The organism is Chryseobacterium sp. UNC8MFCol, assembly GCF_000482305.1.
Classification (GTDB): domain Bacteria; phylum Bacteroidota; class Bacteroidia; order Flavobacteriales; family Weeksellaceae; genus Chryseobacterium; species Chryseobacterium indologenes.
On the sequence record NZ_KI535290.1, the window covers coordinates 438,441 to 453,550 of the forward strand.

Consider the following 15,110-nt stretch of genomic DNA (forward strand, 5'->3'; position numbering starts at 1 on the left):
ATAATTTAATTCTTTATAACATGAAAAAGTTCGTTTTATATTCTTTAATGCTTGGTGCTTTGGTATCCACTACCGCATGTAGAAACATAGAAGAAGATGGACCAACCATCATTCAGGGTGGAGGTAACGGAAACGGAGATTCTGAAAACCTTATTCTTTCAGGAAAAATCACATCCAATCTTACGCTTAAAGCTAATAAAATCTATAAGCTGAGAGGACTAGTATATGTAACAAACGGAGCAACTTTAACAATCGAGCCGGGTACTAAAATTGTAGGTGAAGCTGATAAAAATGGTGCTCTAATTATTACAAGAGGAAGTAAAATCATGGCAGAAGGTACTGCTGCCAACCCAATTATTTTCACATCAGACAAACCAAGTCCAAAAAGAGGTGACTGGGCAGGATTGGTGATCTTAGGAAATGCTCCTACCAATGCTTCTTTCAACAACCAGGCAGGCGTTGGAGAGATTGAAGGAGGAATCAACAACACTGAAGGTCTGGGTCTTTACGGAGGTAACAATGCCGCTGATAACAGTGGAGTTTTAAAATATGTGAGAGTAGAATATGCAGGCTATGCATTCTTACCAGATAAAGAGATTAACGGAATTACTTTCGGAGGTGTTGGTAACGGTACTGTTGTAGATTATGTAGAAGTTGCTTATGCTAATGACGATAGTTTTGAATGGTTCGGAGGAACGGTAAACTGTTCTCACCTAATTTCTTACAAAGGTCTTGATGATGATTTCGATACAGATAACGGTTTCTCCGGAAATATCCAGTTTGGTATTGCGGTAAGAGACCCTCAGGTAGCAGACGTTTCCGGTTCAAACGGATTTGAGTCCGACAATGATGCTAACGGATCTGCTTTAACGCCTCAGACATCGGCTACGTTCTCGAATATGACGATTATCGGGCCAATCAATTCTTCAAGTACCAGTACAAACGCAGGATCTATCAACTCTTTATTCCAACATGGATTACAGATCAGAAGAAACTCTTCAATTTCTGTATTCAATTCTGTATTTACAGGATTCCCGATCGGTTTATTTGTTGATGCCACTAAAGGAACACCTACAGATAAGAACCTTACCAGTGGAAGCCTTGCTTTTGAAAACAATATTTTAGCAGGAAACACAACTCCTTTAAAATACGGAGCTTCTACTTCTTCTTCTACAGGATACACTTTGGATAACCTTACGACGTTATTTAATTCTAAAGGAAATACCATCCTTGCGTATACAGCTGACGTAAAACTGGCGGGTGCATGGGCTCCTGCAGGAACAACTCCAAACTTCTCTCCTGCATCTGGTTCACCACTATTGACAGGAGGAACATTTACTCATGCTAAGTTGACTTCTTGGTTCAAACCGGTAACATACAGAGGGGCTGTAGCTGATGCTAGTGATACCTGGTATGCAGGTTGGACAAACTACAACCTATAAAATATAGTAGTTAGATTAATTTTATAAAGAGCTTTCGGAAGTATTTTTCGAAGGCTTTTTTTGTATAATTACGTTAAATAACAGATTTCAGGAATATTTTACATTAAGAGATGTTAATATTAGAAGACATCAATATCCAATGTTAACGATATAAGTTCTCGTTAATTTCTATTGCTTTATTAAATTTCGGCTAAAGCCAATGAAATCTGGATTATTATATTTGAGTGAGCTAAAGCCCGCTCCTCCTGATGTCAATATTGATAAAAAGGCCACCGGAAAATTCCGGTGACCCATTACAAAAAACAAGTGTATAAAAAAATATACTATATCATTATTTTCTCCAAAACAGATTCCCGTCATTCATCAGGGCTTCTATCGGCGACATTCTGGAAACAGCTTCTGCAGAACATGACGCATCAGCCAAAACAATAGCCGCCTCATCTCCGGCCTTCGGCCATTGCTGATTTCCTTTATCATCCAAAGGAAGAATGCTTTGAGTGGCAAACTGTAAAGCCCTTGACAATGCAAATTCTGTGGCATAACCATATAATTCTGCAATAAGATTTGCTTTCTGAAGCATGTTGCCAGATCCGAAAGTACTCCAATAGTCCTGTACATTATCATTTCCTACTAAAACATTTACCCCATATTTCTTCAATGTCGGAACAGGCATAATGGTTCCTCTGAAAGGTATCGATGATGCGATTCCCACTTTACCTTCTGCCAGTCTTTCAGCAATCTGCTCTGTTTCTTTTGGTGAAAGATGTCCCAGCGCAAAAGCATGGCTTACAAAAGTCTTACCTTGTAATTCAGGATTTTCGAGTGCTTTATCGATAAGATAATTGATGGTCTTTATCCCGGACTCTCCTGCTTCATGAAGATGGATATCAATTCCTTTATGATGATCTAACGCTAATTGTACAGTGAAATCCATTACCTTTTCAATACTTCCGTCGATACTGAACGGATCCAATCCCCCTATAAAATCAACACTTTTCATTTGTGCGGCTTCTTTCAGTAAAGGAACTGTATCCGTATAATAGATTCCATGTTGAGGAAAGGCGACCAATTCTGTTTTAAAAGAATCTTTCTTATTGTTCAGGGCCTGCTCCAGATGCTCCAGAGATTTCAATCCTGAAGTGGGGTCAATATTGAAATGGGTTCTGACAAAATGGGTTCCGTAATGCTGTAATAAACTGATCAGCTGCTCTGCTCTTTCCACTGAAGTCTTCAACAGTTCAGGGATGATTTCCTGTTCGTAGGCAATCATATCCTTCACCGTTTTTCTTTTTGGGGAAAGCGTTTGCCATGGAAGTCCGTACCATGTTTTATCCAAATGGATATGCATATCTCTGAAAGCTGGAAGCATCAGATATCCTTTCGCATCAATTGCGTTAGAAGAAGGTTCGTTAGATTTTACTGCTTGTATTTTCCCGTCTTCAATTTCGATACTGAAAAGATCTGTTTTTGTTCCGGTTACCTCTTCATTTTCGTATTCAAAACCTGTTTCCAGGCGGACATTTTTCAGGGAATATTTTCCTTTTGCAGTTAATTGATAGGGAAATTGCATGATGTAATATTTTAACAATACAAAATTACACCAGCTTGTATTCAAAACCGGTGTATCAATTATGTCTTGTTTTGTACAGATTATTCTTTAAACTGAGAAGGCGTCATCCCTGTTTGTGCTTTGAAGAATTTTGAAAAGCTGGCATGGTCGTAAAAGCCAAGATCATATACAATGTCTTTCACAGACATTTCCGAGACTTTCAAAAGCCGTTTTGCTTCCAGTAAAATACGGTCCTGAATCAATGACGAAGCGGAGGAATTCAGGTTCTTCTTGCAGACAATATTCAGATAATTGGCAGAAATGTTCAGCTTATCAGCATAGAAAGATACGGACCTTTCCGTTTTAAAATGCTCATCAATCAGCTGCAAAAATCTGGAGATGATAGGATTGGAATGATACATTTCAAAATCTTTAAAGGCACCTTCCATACACTGGCTTACCAATAGCCCAATAAGCTCACTCCTTTTCTGGATAAGCTCCCAAAAGACTTTTTCGCCTGTCAGTTCTTTTTGAATAGCTTTAAATTCATACCGGAAAGTTTCAAAAACGTCCTTTGAAAGGTTAATAACCGGATGATTCTGGTAATAAGAAGCGGAAAACCTCAATGAAGGCAGAAAGCTTTCAAACCAATCCCTGCTGATCATCAGCTGGTATCCTATCGTTTCCTTTTCAATAACCCATTGATGAACCTGATCCGGAAAAACAAGATGAATCTGATGGTTTTTTATCTGATATTCCGTAAAATCTATCGTGTGGGAACCTACTCCGTGCTCAAAAAGGTTGATGATAAAAAAATCGTGTTTATGGGGATCATCGATGGAACGTGCCCCGTAAAGTTCATTAAACAACAAATTACAGCCCATAAGCTGATTTTCGCTGAACTCCTGAATTCCTAAAATAGGAAAATGATCTGTATGATAACTCACACTACCTTAATTTCTCTTAAAATTAATAAAATTCCCCGGAGAAAAATTAAAATAACCACAAAAGAAACAAATCCCGAGTCTTTTGTGGTTAAATATCAACTAAATTATATGTCTGAAATTTCTACTGTTTGATCAAAATCCGGCGTTAAGATCTTAAGATTGCGGCAATCTCTTTAAAACCCAATGATTCTGCATGCTGCAAAGGCGTTTTTCCAGAATGGTCAGGAATATTGAGATCCGCACCGTTATCCTTTAAGATCTGTACAATTTCCTGATATTTTTGCGAGCCGTTTCCAAGAATTACGGCTTCCATTAAGGCGGTCCAGCCTAAACGGTTAACATGATTGACCGGGAAGCCTTTTGTTTTCACCAATACTTTCACCGTTTCCACATGTCCACGCTCACAGGCAGGAATCAAAGCGGTACCGTTATACCTGTTGAAAACATCAAAACGCGCTCCGTTTTCCAGAAATAATCTGACCAATTCTGTTTGTCCACTTGCTCCGGCATACAAAAACGGACTGTCCAGCTGCTTATCCTGAAGGTTAACATCTGCTTTATGGGAAATCAGAAGCTTTGCCATTTCCGGTTTATTTTCCAGGGTAGCTATCAAAAGTAAAGAACGTCCTTTTTTGTCCTGGGTATTCACATCAGTACCGTTCTCCAAAGCCGACTTTACGCCAGTAAGATCATTTTTCTTTACCAGATCTGTAATACGGGTCTGTTGCATAATATTTTCTTTTGAATGACTATCAGATTTCACTTCACAGGCATTCAGGCTTCCAAACGCCAAAAGAAATACCAGGATTTTCATAGCTTTTCATTTTTGAGGTTAATGATTAAAAAACAACATTTCCCTGATGTACCAGTGATTCCACATTTGAAATTCTTGATACAGCTTCTGCTGAGCAGCTTGCATTCAGCAATACAAAGTTGGCCGGGTCTCCGGCTTTAGGCCATTGCTGAGTTCCTTTATCATCCAATGGAAGTACGTTCCCTGTAGCGAGTTTTAAACTTCTAGATAAGGCAAACTCTGTAGAATATCCATATACCTGGGCCATTAAATTAGCCTTTTCCAGAACACTTCCGGTTCCGAATGTATTCCAATGGTCTACAATACTGTCATTCCCCGTCAGTACCGTTACATTATGTTTGTATAAAGTCGGAATCGGCATTACCAGTCTTCCGAAAGGAATGGTAGAAACAATTCCGATCTGAGCCTCAGCTAATTTTTCAGCAACTTCTTCCTGCCTGGATGCTTCCAGTTTTGCCAGAATAAAACAGTGGCTTAGGTATGTTTTGCCTTTTAAAGCAGGGTTTTCATTCACCTTTTTGATCAGGTATTCTACAGTTTTCAGTCCGGATTCTCCTGTTTCATGCAGGTGAATATCAATTCCTTTGTTGTTGTCTAAAGCCAGCTGAACAGTAAAGTCTACTACTTTTTCGATATTTCCGTCAACATTGAAAGGGTCTACTCCACCGATAAAATCAACATCCATCTTAGCAGCCTCTTTCAGATAAGGTGCTGAATCCGTATAAAACACTCCATGTTGCGGAAATGCGACCAATTCCGCTCCAAATCCTTGCTTTTTATTATCCAGGGCTTTCTGGAGGTTCTTTAATGACTGCAGTTTTGAAGTTGGCTCAATATTCACATGACTTCTTGCATATGAAGTTCCTTTTGACTGCAATAATTCTATCATTTTCTCTGCCTTAAAGGTTGAGTTTTTAAGCATTTCAGGAAGCATTTTCTGCTCCAGTTCTATCATCCCTTTGATTCCTCCTGTTCTTTTGCGGACTGCCTGCCACTTATCGCCATAAAAAGTTTTATCTAAATGGATATGCATATCTTTAAATGCCGGAAGCATTAAAAATCCCTTGGCGTCTACCCCTTTGGCGCTCGGTTGGTTCGGTGCAACCTTGGTGATCTTACCGTTTTCAACTTCTACACAAAATAAATCCGTTTTTGTTGAAACGACTTCTCCATCCTCATAGGTAAAACCTGTTTCCAGGCGAACATTTTTAAGGCTGATTTTTCCTTTTGCCGAAATATTCTTATCCTTAAAAAAAGGTGATGCTGTCATAATACCAGGTAATAAAGTGAATCCCGCTACGGCCCATGCGGAGCCTTTTAAAAAATCCTTACGAGATATATTATGGTCTGAGCTCTTCATATCCAATCTATTTATTACAAAATTAAAAAGAACGGATAGGAACACAGTGTACGGTTTATCACAAAATCTGTATCATTTATGCTTTCTCGACGGCTTTAAGAATAAACAGCACAAAAATTCATTGTTTATCATTTTTTTATTACAAGGATTTGATAAAACATTTTTTATATTTCAGATAGGTAGCTTTAATATTTTTTATACAAACAAAATAAAACTATATTTTTTTATTAAAATTTATCTTTGCAAGAAAAAATATATGAAAAAAATTATTGGTTTTATTTTGATGGGTGCAGCTTCTGTATTATTTGCACAAACCGGCATTAATACTGAAAATCCTAAAGCAACTCTTGATGTCAGTGCTAAAAAAGAAGTTTTAACGATTGCTGGTTTATTACCTCCGAGATTAACCCGGGCAGAACTTACGGAGAAAGGCAATACATTGTATGGAAAAGAGCAGGATGGAGCTATCATATACATTACTGACGCTTCCGGAGGAGATGCCTTGAGCCAAAGAGAACATATCCAAAGTAAAGGCCTTTATATATTTGATGCTGATGAAGCCAATAAGGAAGGACGCTGGATGTGTCTTCTGTGCTATGGTTTCGCGTAATTTAAGGCATTACCCTAAAAACAAGAGACCGGTTGAAAAGCCGGTCTCTTGTTTTTATTTATTTGAATATTCAAATTTCCTCACTGCTTCCAGTGTCATATCAATTTCCTTCTCTTTGATCGCATCACTGATGAAATATGTTTCATAACCACTTGGCGGAAGATATATTCCGTTCGTCAGCATCTGGTGGAAGAAATTATTGAATAATGAATGATTGGCTTCCTGTGCTTCATCAAAGTTAGATACTCTGTTGGTATGGAAGAATACAGACATCATAGAGCCTTTTCTGTTGATCTTATGGGCAATCCCTTTTTCATTTAAAATCTTCCCGATTTCAAAATCCAGCATTTCTGTTGTCTTGGCTAATCTGTTGAAAAATTCAGGATCATTTTTAATCAGCTGAAGGGTTTTCAATCCTGCTCTCATCGCTAAAGGATTTCCACTTAATGTTCCTGCCTGATATACTCCTCCTTTGGGAGCCAGATGGTCCATGATTTCATTTCTTCCGGCAAAAGCTCCTACCGGCAGTCCTCCACCGATAACTTTTCCGTACGTTACAAGATCAGCTTTTACGTTGAAAAGTTCCTGTGCACCTCCGAAAGCGAGTCTGAAGCCTGTCATTACCTCATCGAAAATCAATAAAGCACCATTTTCATCACAGATTCTTCTCAGGTTCTGAAGGAAATTATTTTCCGGTAAAACACATCCCATATTTCCTGCCACCGGCTCAATAATAACTGCGGCAATCTCTCCTGCATTATGACGGAACAAATCTTCTACCTGTTCAAAATCGTTGTAACGAGCCAGTAAAGTATCCTTAGCCGTACCTGCTGTCACTCCCGGAGAATTGGGATTACCAAAAGTTGCAGCTCCACTTCCCGCTTTAATCAGGAATGAATCTGAATGTCCGTGATAGCACCCTTCAAATTTCACAATTTTATCTCTTCCTGTATATCCTCTTGCCAGCCTGATCGCGCTCATACAGGCTTCTGTTCCTGAAGAAACCATTCTGATCTGATCGATATTCGGAACGTTTTCGATGATGAATTTTGCAATCTCGGTTTCAAGTTCTGTAGGAGCACCGAAAGAAAATCCTTTTTCGGCCTGTAGCTTCAAATCTTCCAACACTTCAGGATGGGTATGACCTAAAATCGCAGGTCCCCATGAATTGATGTAATCGATATAGGTGTTGTCATCTGCATCAGTAAGGTAAGCACCTTTTGCTGATTTCATGAAAACGGGAACTCCTCCCACAGATTTGAATGCTCTCACCGGTGAGTTAACGCCTCCCGGAATGTATTTGTAGGCTTCATCAAATAAAGCCGAACTTCTTTGATATTTCATATATACTTAGTTGCTGGTTGACAGTTCTTGATTGGCATGTAACTGTCAACAATAAACTCTCAACAAAAAATTAATTTCTTGGTTTTTTATCAATCAGATAAATCAGCTGCCCTGCAGATGGCTGTTGTCCTTCATCCATTCTGTTTTTAGCATATAATTTATGTAATTTGATTCCGAATTTCTGAGCGATATCATGCATATCCTCGCCTGATTCGGCTTTGTAGGTAGCGGTATTTCCTGATGAATTTTTAGACTCCAGGAAAACAATATCATTTTTCTTGAGCGCGTCATTTTCCAGTTCATTCCATTTTTTCAGTCTGCCTTCGCTGACTTTAAATTTGTTGGCAATAAACTGTATATTGGTATCTTCAGGAATTACGATATATTTTAGCCCGTCGTTCGGGTGACTTTTGATAAGAATTGAGTTGAGAATCTCCGCCTTGGTTTTGATTCTCTCTACTCTCTTTTGTTGCTGTGCGTAAGAAGTCTGTTTATAAGGTACTTCTACGGTAACCGGTTCTTTAGCTTTTTTAGCATATTTTGAAGGTTCAAGCTGTGCCATAAAAGATCTGTCGTCTTTCAGGTCCGGATACATTTTAAGAACAGCATACAATACTTCTGTAGAATTGGTATTGTCGTATTCGTATAATTTATACTTTTCAATCTTGGTGATAAGGATAGATGCATAACGGGGATTGGTTGCATAGCCTGCTTTTTTCAATCCATATGCCCAGGCTCTGTAATCCTTCATATCCAGCTTGAAAAGGTTTGCATAATACTTTCTTGTGGATAGAAATACAGAATGATCTTCGTACGACTGTCTTGGATCTTCATACACACGGAAGCATTCGTTCGGTGCATCATCTGTATGTTTCATTGTTTTACCGGTCCAGTCTTCTTTACATTTTATACCGAAGTGGTTTTTACCTTCCAACGCCAGACGGCTTTGTCCGCCGCCGGTTTCCAAAAGTCCCTGTGCTAATGTGATAGAAGCCGGAATTTTATATTTTTCCATTTCTTCTACGGCATATTTAGCAAACTTCTGAATGTACTGATCTTCGGTTGCCCAGTTTTGGGCAGAAAATTTTGATAAAACTAAAAGGCTTATGGATAGGAAAAGTCTTTTCATGTTTTTCAATTTTACTTATATAATTAAATTTCTATTCTGTTTTTCTAAAAGCAGATTAGCTCCCTCAATCCCCTGCAAGCCACCAGTATGAAAGCATAAAATCCTGCTGTTTTCAGGAAAATAACTGTCTTCAATCATCTCAAAAATCTTCTGCATCATTTTTCCTGTATACATCGGTTCTAAAGGAATATCATATTTCTCTTTGAAATCATTGATAAAACGGACATTTTCATCATTTATTTTACCATAACCTCCAAAACCTGAATCTATTAGATTAAAGTTCCGTTTCAAAGTTAATTCAAATATTTTATTTTCCAGTGAAGCATCATCAACGACCTTACAGCCTATAACTTTCTGATTGTCTTCACAAAATTTTGAAATTCCGGCAATAGTTCCTCCAGTTCCTACTGCGGTGCAAAGATAGTCAAAATCTTTTGTTTGCTCATTGAGCATCATTTTCACCCCTTGTACAGCTTCTTCATTGGTACCACCTTCAGGAACGATCAGTGCGTCAGGAAACTCCTGTTGAAGGAATTCTGTGAGTTTTTCTTTGTGGCGGTATTCTTCGCGGGTGACAAATTTCATATTCATCCCATTTCTTTTCGCAAAAAGCAAAGTAGGATTGTCACGCCATTTATGTTGCAGCTCTTCTCCCCTTATGATTCCTAATGTTGGAATCCCTGCTGAATTTCCAACCGCTGAAACCGCTGAAATATGATTGGAAAATGCTCCACCAAAAGTAATAATATAAGGATTCTGAGGTTTTTTTTCCAGATAATGATTCACATTATAAAACAATTTCCAGTACTTATTTCCTGAAATCTGTGGATGAATCAGGTCTTCCCTTTTGATAAAGAGTTTTATATTTTTTTCAACAGGTATTTCCTGGATCGGAATTGATTCTGTAGGGAGTTTTAATAGCATTTTTTGCTGCTCATGTTAATTATTGCAAAATTAGCAAAAGATTTATTGGTTGGAAATATTGGTGTAGCCAAGCCTATTTTCTGTTGACTTCAAATATTCATCCGCATTATTTCAGATATATTTACGGAAGCTCCAGAATTTTCTGCTTTTCAGATAATGCAAGTCGTGTTCTTTTGCATAGGCTTCTCTTTCAAAGGATATTCTTTTGTAGGCCAGATATCCGTCTTTGAGCTTAAAAAGCCAGTAATAATATTCAATGACATAGAAAATGTAGAAGAAAATAATGAGCATTTCCAATTGTTGCCGTAAATGGATTTTCTCGTGATTGATCAATACATTATTTTCCTTATCTTCGGGTTTCCTAATAAAGATAAAGGGAAAGAGAGCAATGCCGTTAATTTTTAATCTTTTTAATGGCTTTTGGCATACAATTATCATAGTAACAAATATAAAAAGTTTTTGACTAGGTTTTAACTTATGGCTCATTATGACATCAAAGAAGGTGAAGACTTTTACTATAATGAACAGGGATACAAGGTTTTTACAGAAAAATTCCATCTGAAAAGAGGATACTGCTGTAAAAGCGGTTGCAGGCACTGTCCTTACGGGTACGACAAAAAGACGGATACATTCATTAAAAATGATAAAAAAAATAAATAAAATGAAAAAATATATTTTTATTTTGTTGGCAGCAGCTACATTGGGATTAACTTCATGCAGCCCTTTTCAGGTACGTTCAGATTATGCTGAAACTGCCAATTTCAATTCTTATAAAACATATAAAATAAGAATCGATGATTTAAAATTGAATGATATTGATAAAGACAGAGTTTTGAATGAGCTATCAAGACAATTGCAAAGCAAAGGACTTCAGTCCGGAGAAAACCCTGATCTTATTGTCAACGTAAAAGCGAATCATAAGAAAATTACAGATATCAATACCACTTCTCCTTACGGAATGTGGGGATGGGGTGGCCCATTCGGATGGGGAGTCGGTATGAACAGAACATGGACCAGCAATTATAATGAAGGGGCTTTAATCGTTGATCTCATCGACTCAAAAACCAATAAACTGGTTTGGCAGGGTATCGGAAGCGGAATTTCTGTAGATTCACCAAAATCAAAACAGAGACAGATTCCTGAAATCATGGCTGAGATTATGAAAAATTATCCGCCACAAAGAAAATAGGATTTTAATCTATTATTATAGGAATGCCGGTGCAATATTGCACCGGCATTTTTTTATATCATGGCTGATAGGTAAAGGAATCATTTTCATTAATATTTTTACCTGTTGTTTATGTTATGTATTTTAAAATTAATGATAATGTCATTTTTTATTCATAAAAATGTAGTATTCTTGTTTTGAAATTATATTAATATGAAAAAAATTATCTTATTCTCTGTCTTTGCGGGACTTGCGCATGCTCAGGCGCCTGCAGGATACTACAATGCAGCTAACGGATTGAATGGTGCAGCATTAAAAACGGCTTTAAGTTCTATTATTTCGAATGGACATCAGGACAAAGGATATAACGGATTATGGACTGCTTATAAAACTACGGATATTGACAAGGACTATGAAAATGACGGAAGTATTCTGGATATCTATTCCGAAAAACCGACAGGTGCAGATCCGTACAACTACACGCCAGGATCAAATCAGTGCGGAACTTATTCTACGGAAGGCAATTGCTATAACCGGGAACACGTGATTCCTCAAAGTTTATTTAATCAGGCATCACCTATGGTTGCAGATATTCACTTTATCAGAGCAACTGACGGAAAAGTAAACGGAATGAGAAGCAATTATCCGTACGGAAAGGTAGGAAGTGCCTCATTTACTTCTAAAAACGGATCTAAGCTTGGAAGCTCTTCCTCTTCGGGATATTCGGGGACTGTATTTGAGCCGATTGATGAGTTTAAAGGAGATGTAGCCCGTATGATTTTTTATTTTGTAACCCGTTACGAGAGCAAACTATCTTCTTTTGCTTCGGGAAATATGTTGGGAAGCTCAGCATATCCGGGATTACAAACATGGGAGCTGAATACCCTTCTGGCATGGCATAATCAGGATCCTGTTTCTCAGGCGGAAATTAAAAGAAATAATGCTTCTTATACCTATCAGGGAAATAGAAATCCGTTTATTGACAATCCTTCTTATGTCAATCAGATTTGGGGTTCTCAGCAGCCAACAGGTGATACCCAATCGCCGACGGCAGCTACCGGCTTAATTGTAAACGGAAAAACATCCAACAGTATTTCCCTTACCTGGAATGCTTCGACAGATAATGTGGGGGTCACTTCATATGCCATTTATATGGACGGAAATTTGAAAACTACTTCAAATACCACCTCTGCCACAGTTTCAGGACTGAACCCTTCCACTACTTATAATTTTTATGTGGTTGCTAAAGATGCGGCCGGAAATTCTTCTGCAAACAGTTCAACAGTTTCCGGAACAACCAATGCAGGAGCAACTAATCCTTCTACAAGTTGTGCCAGTGAGAACTTTGAATCAGTACCGACAGGCAGCACTTCTTCCTACTCCACCAGAACATGGACAAATAACGGAATTTCGTGGACAGCTACTGATGCAAGAACAGATCAGACGATCAATGCCAAAGCAATAACTGTAAGAAACGGATCTTTAACTTCCGGAAGCTCAGCAAATGGTATTGGTTCTCTAACAGTAACCACACAGCTCAAGTTTTCAGGAACCAATGGAAGTTTTGACGTGAAAGTAAACGGAACTACAGTAGGAACCATTCCTTACGGTACTTCAGTAACGACTACAACCATCAACAATATCAATGTCTCCGGAAATGTAACGGTAAGTCTGGTTAATACTTCAACAAGCAACAGGGTGGCAATTGATGATCTTACATGGACCTGTTATTCAGGAGGAACTGCCAGGCTAGCTCAAGCTACTGTCCCGGAAACACAGGCTTCGGACTTTAAAATCTCTCCCAATCCTGTTACAAACCAGGAAATAACGGTAAAAGGAGATATTCAGAGGGTGAAAAAAGCGGAAATCTATAATTTGCAGGGAAAAGTAATGCAAACGATTGATCAGCCTTTTAAGAACGGAAATTCAATAAGAACCCAAAATCTTGGTCAGGGCGTTTATATCTTAAAACTGGATGGAGCTACCTTGCAGTTCTTAGTTAAATAATTCAAGACCATTCATCAGATAAAAAAAAGCTGGTCCCTGCTTCGGGGGCCAGCTTTTTTATGTAAAGATTCAGCATTTTCAATTTTCAATTTATTTCTTCTCTTTTTCTTTAATAATTTTAGACCAATCAGAAAACATTTTGGTAATGGTATTGGCATTGATCAAACTGAAAAAGAACATTCCGGTAAAAATAGTCAGCCAGCAATACATCAGCTTGATGATATTCTTATCAGTAACCAGGAAGAGAACAAATATGGTAACAACTCCCAGGATAAAGGTGAAAAGCAGGGTATACAATAGTACATGAACGATATACATATTGAATTTAAGTTTACGGAATACCCATCCTGCCACGGTAACCGGAATAAGCAAGACTAAAGGCAGAAAAAATGCTCCAAAGATGATCATCTCCGGAGAGTCCTGAAATTCGCCCGCAAGCCTGGTGAAGATATTAAAACCGGACACCGTCATAGTGTTTTTCTTCGGTTGCTATTTCCAGTAAAGTCCTGTCTTTATACCCCATCATCCCAGCTAACAATACATTGGGAAACTCATGGATGCCTATATTATAAAGATTGACACTGTCGTTGAAGAATTCTCTTCTGTCGGCAATTTTATTTTCAAGCTCAGAAACCCTTGTTTGGAGTTCCAGGAAATTATTATTGGATTTCAGCTCCGGATAGTTTTCTGAAACGGCAAAGAATGAAGTTAAAGCCTTTGAGGTTTCATTGGCTATTTCTGTTTTTTTATCAGCATCTGTAGTCGTGCTATAGGATGTTCTAAGCTCTGTAAGACGGGTAAGAACATTTTCTTCATAATTCATGAAATGTTTGGCAACATTCACCAGATTTGGGATTTCATCTGCTCTTTGTTTTACAATGACATCAATGTTGCCGTAGGCTTTCTCAACATTGAATTTCAGCATTACCAATTTATTGTACAGGCTGATCAAAAAGCTGATAATGGTGACTCCCAGCAGGATAAGTATGATGATTGCAACGGTTTGATTCATGATTGTATGAGTATATAGGTTATGATTAAAAGGATAACGGAACATATGAACAGAAACGATCTGAGCAGGGGCTGGTATTTGTTCCAGACATCAATGCCTGATGCTGAGGTTATTCCCAATATTTTATGATGGTCATCTCTTCTGATAAACGGCACTCCGTTTCTGCTATCCGCGTAGCCTACCAAAAGCATTTTCTGCCCGTCCTTTAAAAGGGTTTCCGTATATCTTTTGCTATTATTGCTGCTGATGTTGGTTTCGCTCAGAAGGACCAGCTCAATTCCTTCGGGTTCTACATCGATCATTCCTGTGCTGTCCTTTATCCTGAAAGGGTTGCATTTCGTTTCCCGGTGAATGGTCGTATACCTTTCGTCACCGTCTGAATCCTTGTCAATATCTTCAATCGTGTAATAATATCCGATACAGGTTTCATTGTTTACGGGTGAAGACAAAGGAGTATTCATCACCAGACTGCCCTCCACCTCTACCAATCCTTTGGCTAATGATTGAATTTTTGAAGTAGGAAGAGAGGACTGCAATTTCAAAAACCGTTTGGCAGATGTAGGTTTCAGGATAAGCAATGCAACGATGACAAAAAAGAATAAGGGAAGAAAAATAAATATCCGCTCTGCATAGCTGTCATAATGGGTATAAAAGTCTGAAAGATCATTATGAAACGGCATCTTTTCTTTAAAGATCAACCACAGGATAAAATAGAGAAAGCAGAATACTGCGATTCCGATAACAAGTAATGATATTTTTTTGTTGTTTCTCATGTGTTTATCCGGTAAGTCACCTTGTCTTTGT

At 38.1% G+C, this 15,110-nt stretch carries 16 protein-coding genes; 5 read left to right on the forward strand and 11 right to left on the reverse strand.

Annotation, left to right across the window (positions count from 1 at the left end; genetic code table 11):
- Window positions 1-20 precede the first annotated feature (20 nt).
- Window positions 21-1,442 (forward strand): hypothetical protein, encoded by a 1,422-nt coding sequence (locus M030_RS0116290; protein ID WP_027374473.1) that lies wholly within the window; start codon window positions 21-23, stop codon window positions 1,440-1,442.
- A gap of 331 nt (window positions 1,443-1,773) precedes the next feature.
- Here the strand turns inward: M030_RS0116290 and M030_RS0116295 are convergent, their stop codons facing one another.
- From M030_RS0116295 to M030_RS0116310, 4 genes are all read right to left on the reverse strand, one after another.
- Entirely contained in the window at window positions 1,774-3,012 is a 1,239-nt protein-coding gene (locus M030_RS0116295; protein WP_027374474.1) for an amidohydrolase, read from the reverse strand.
- An 80-nt stretch (window positions 3,013-3,092) separates the two neighbouring features.
- Entirely contained in the window at window positions 3,093-3,938 is an 846-nt protein-coding gene (locus tag M030_RS0116300; protein ID WP_027374475.1) for a helix-turn-helix domain-containing protein, read from the reverse strand.
- 145 nt (window positions 3,939-4,083) lie between these two features.
- Window positions 4,084-4,752: an ankyrin repeat domain-containing protein gene (locus M030_RS0116305; RefSeq protein ID WP_027374476.1), complete on the reverse strand. Its 669-nt coding sequence runs from the start codon at window positions 4,750-4,752 to the stop codon at window positions 4,084-4,086.
- Between the two features lie 25 nt (window positions 4,753-4,777).
- Window positions 4,778-6,112 (reverse strand): amidohydrolase, encoded by a 1,335-nt coding sequence (locus M030_RS0116310; protein WP_027374477.1) that lies wholly within the window; start codon window positions 6,110-6,112, stop codon window positions 4,778-4,780.
- Window positions 6,113-6,368: 256 nt separating this feature from the next.
- On the opposite strand from M030_RS0116310, the gene M030_RS0116315 reads away from it, so the two are divergent.
- A complete protein-coding gene (locus tag M030_RS0116315; RefSeq protein WP_027374478.1) occupies window positions 6,369-6,722 on the forward strand; it encodes a hypothetical protein in 354 nt (117 codons plus the stop codon).
- A 54-nt stretch (window positions 6,723-6,776) separates the two neighbouring features.
- Here M030_RS0116315 and hemL read toward each other — a convergent pair whose 3' ends face one another.
- From hemL to M030_RS0116335, 4 genes are all read right to left on the reverse strand, one after another.
- Window positions 6,777-8,066, reverse strand: coding sequence for a glutamate-1-semialdehyde 2,1-aminomutase (hemL, locus tag M030_RS0116320; protein ID WP_027374479.1), 1,290 nt, complete (start codon window positions 8,064-8,066; stop codon window positions 6,777-6,779).
- 70 nt (window positions 8,067-8,136) lie between these two features.
- Window positions 8,137-9,195, reverse strand: coding sequence for a glucosaminidase domain-containing protein (locus M030_RS0116325; RefSeq protein WP_027374480.1), 1,059 nt, complete (start codon window positions 9,193-9,195; stop codon window positions 8,137-8,139).
- Between the two features lie 15 nt (window positions 9,196-9,210).
- The gene (locus tag M030_RS0116330; RefSeq protein ID WP_027374481.1) at window positions 9,211-10,119 is read right to left on the reverse strand and encodes a 1-aminocyclopropane-1-carboxylate deaminase/D-cysteine desulfhydrase; all 909 of its coding nucleotides are present in this window, start codon (window positions 10,117-10,119) and stop codon (window positions 9,211-9,213) included.
- 111 nt (window positions 10,120-10,230) lie between these two features.
- Entirely contained in the window at window positions 10,231-10,557 is a 327-nt protein-coding gene (locus M030_RS0116335; RefSeq protein ID WP_027374482.1) for a hypothetical protein, read from the reverse strand.
- Window positions 10,558-10,596: 39 nt separating this feature from the next.
- Here M030_RS0116335 and M030_RS0116340 point away from each other — a divergent pair, with 39 nt between their 5' ends.
- The 3 genes from M030_RS0116340 (at window position 10,597) to M030_RS0116350 (ending at window position 13,294) form a co-directional block, all read left to right on the forward strand.
- The gene (locus M030_RS0116340; RefSeq protein ID WP_007842321.1) at window positions 10,597-10,779 is read left to right on the forward strand and encodes a DUF5522 domain-containing protein; all 183 of its coding nucleotides are present in this window, start codon (window positions 10,597-10,599) and stop codon (window positions 10,777-10,779) included.
- 1 nt (window position 10,780) lies between these two features.
- Window positions 10,781-11,308, forward strand: a complete 528-nt coding sequence (locus M030_RS0116345) for a DUF4136 domain-containing protein (protein ID WP_027374483.1) — start codon at window positions 10,781-10,783, stop codon at window positions 11,306-11,308.
- A gap of 192 nt (window positions 11,309-11,500) precedes the next feature.
- Window positions 11,501-13,294, forward strand: a complete 1,794-nt coding sequence (locus tag M030_RS0116350) for an endonuclease (protein WP_027374484.1) — start codon at window positions 11,501-11,503, stop codon at window positions 13,292-13,294.
- A gap of 90 nt (window positions 13,295-13,384) precedes the next feature.
- On the opposite strand, the gene M030_RS0116355 is transcribed toward M030_RS0116350, so the two are convergent.
- Genes M030_RS0116355 through M030_RS25035 form a run of 3 tightly spaced genes read right to left on the reverse strand, consistent with a single transcriptional unit; the run spans window position 13,385 to window position 15,079 of the window.
- Window positions 13,385-13,759, reverse strand: coding sequence for a hypothetical protein (locus tag M030_RS0116355; RefSeq protein ID WP_123861696.1), 375 nt, complete (start codon window positions 13,757-13,759; stop codon window positions 13,385-13,387).
- Window positions 13,746-14,306, reverse strand: a complete 561-nt coding sequence (locus tag M030_RS0116360; RefSeq protein WP_027374486.1) for a LemA family protein — start codon at window positions 14,304-14,306, stop codon at window positions 13,746-13,748. Before M030_RS0116360 ends, M030_RS0116355 begins: the two co-directional genes overlap by 14 nt.
- The gene (locus M030_RS25035; RefSeq protein WP_051585123.1) at window positions 14,303-15,079 is read right to left on the reverse strand and encodes a hypothetical protein; all 777 of its coding nucleotides are present in this window, start codon (window positions 15,077-15,079) and stop codon (window positions 14,303-14,305) included. The genes M030_RS0116360 and M030_RS25035 overlap by 4 nt, the downstream gene beginning before the upstream one ends.
- Between the last annotated feature and the right edge of the window lie 31 nt (window positions 15,080-15,110).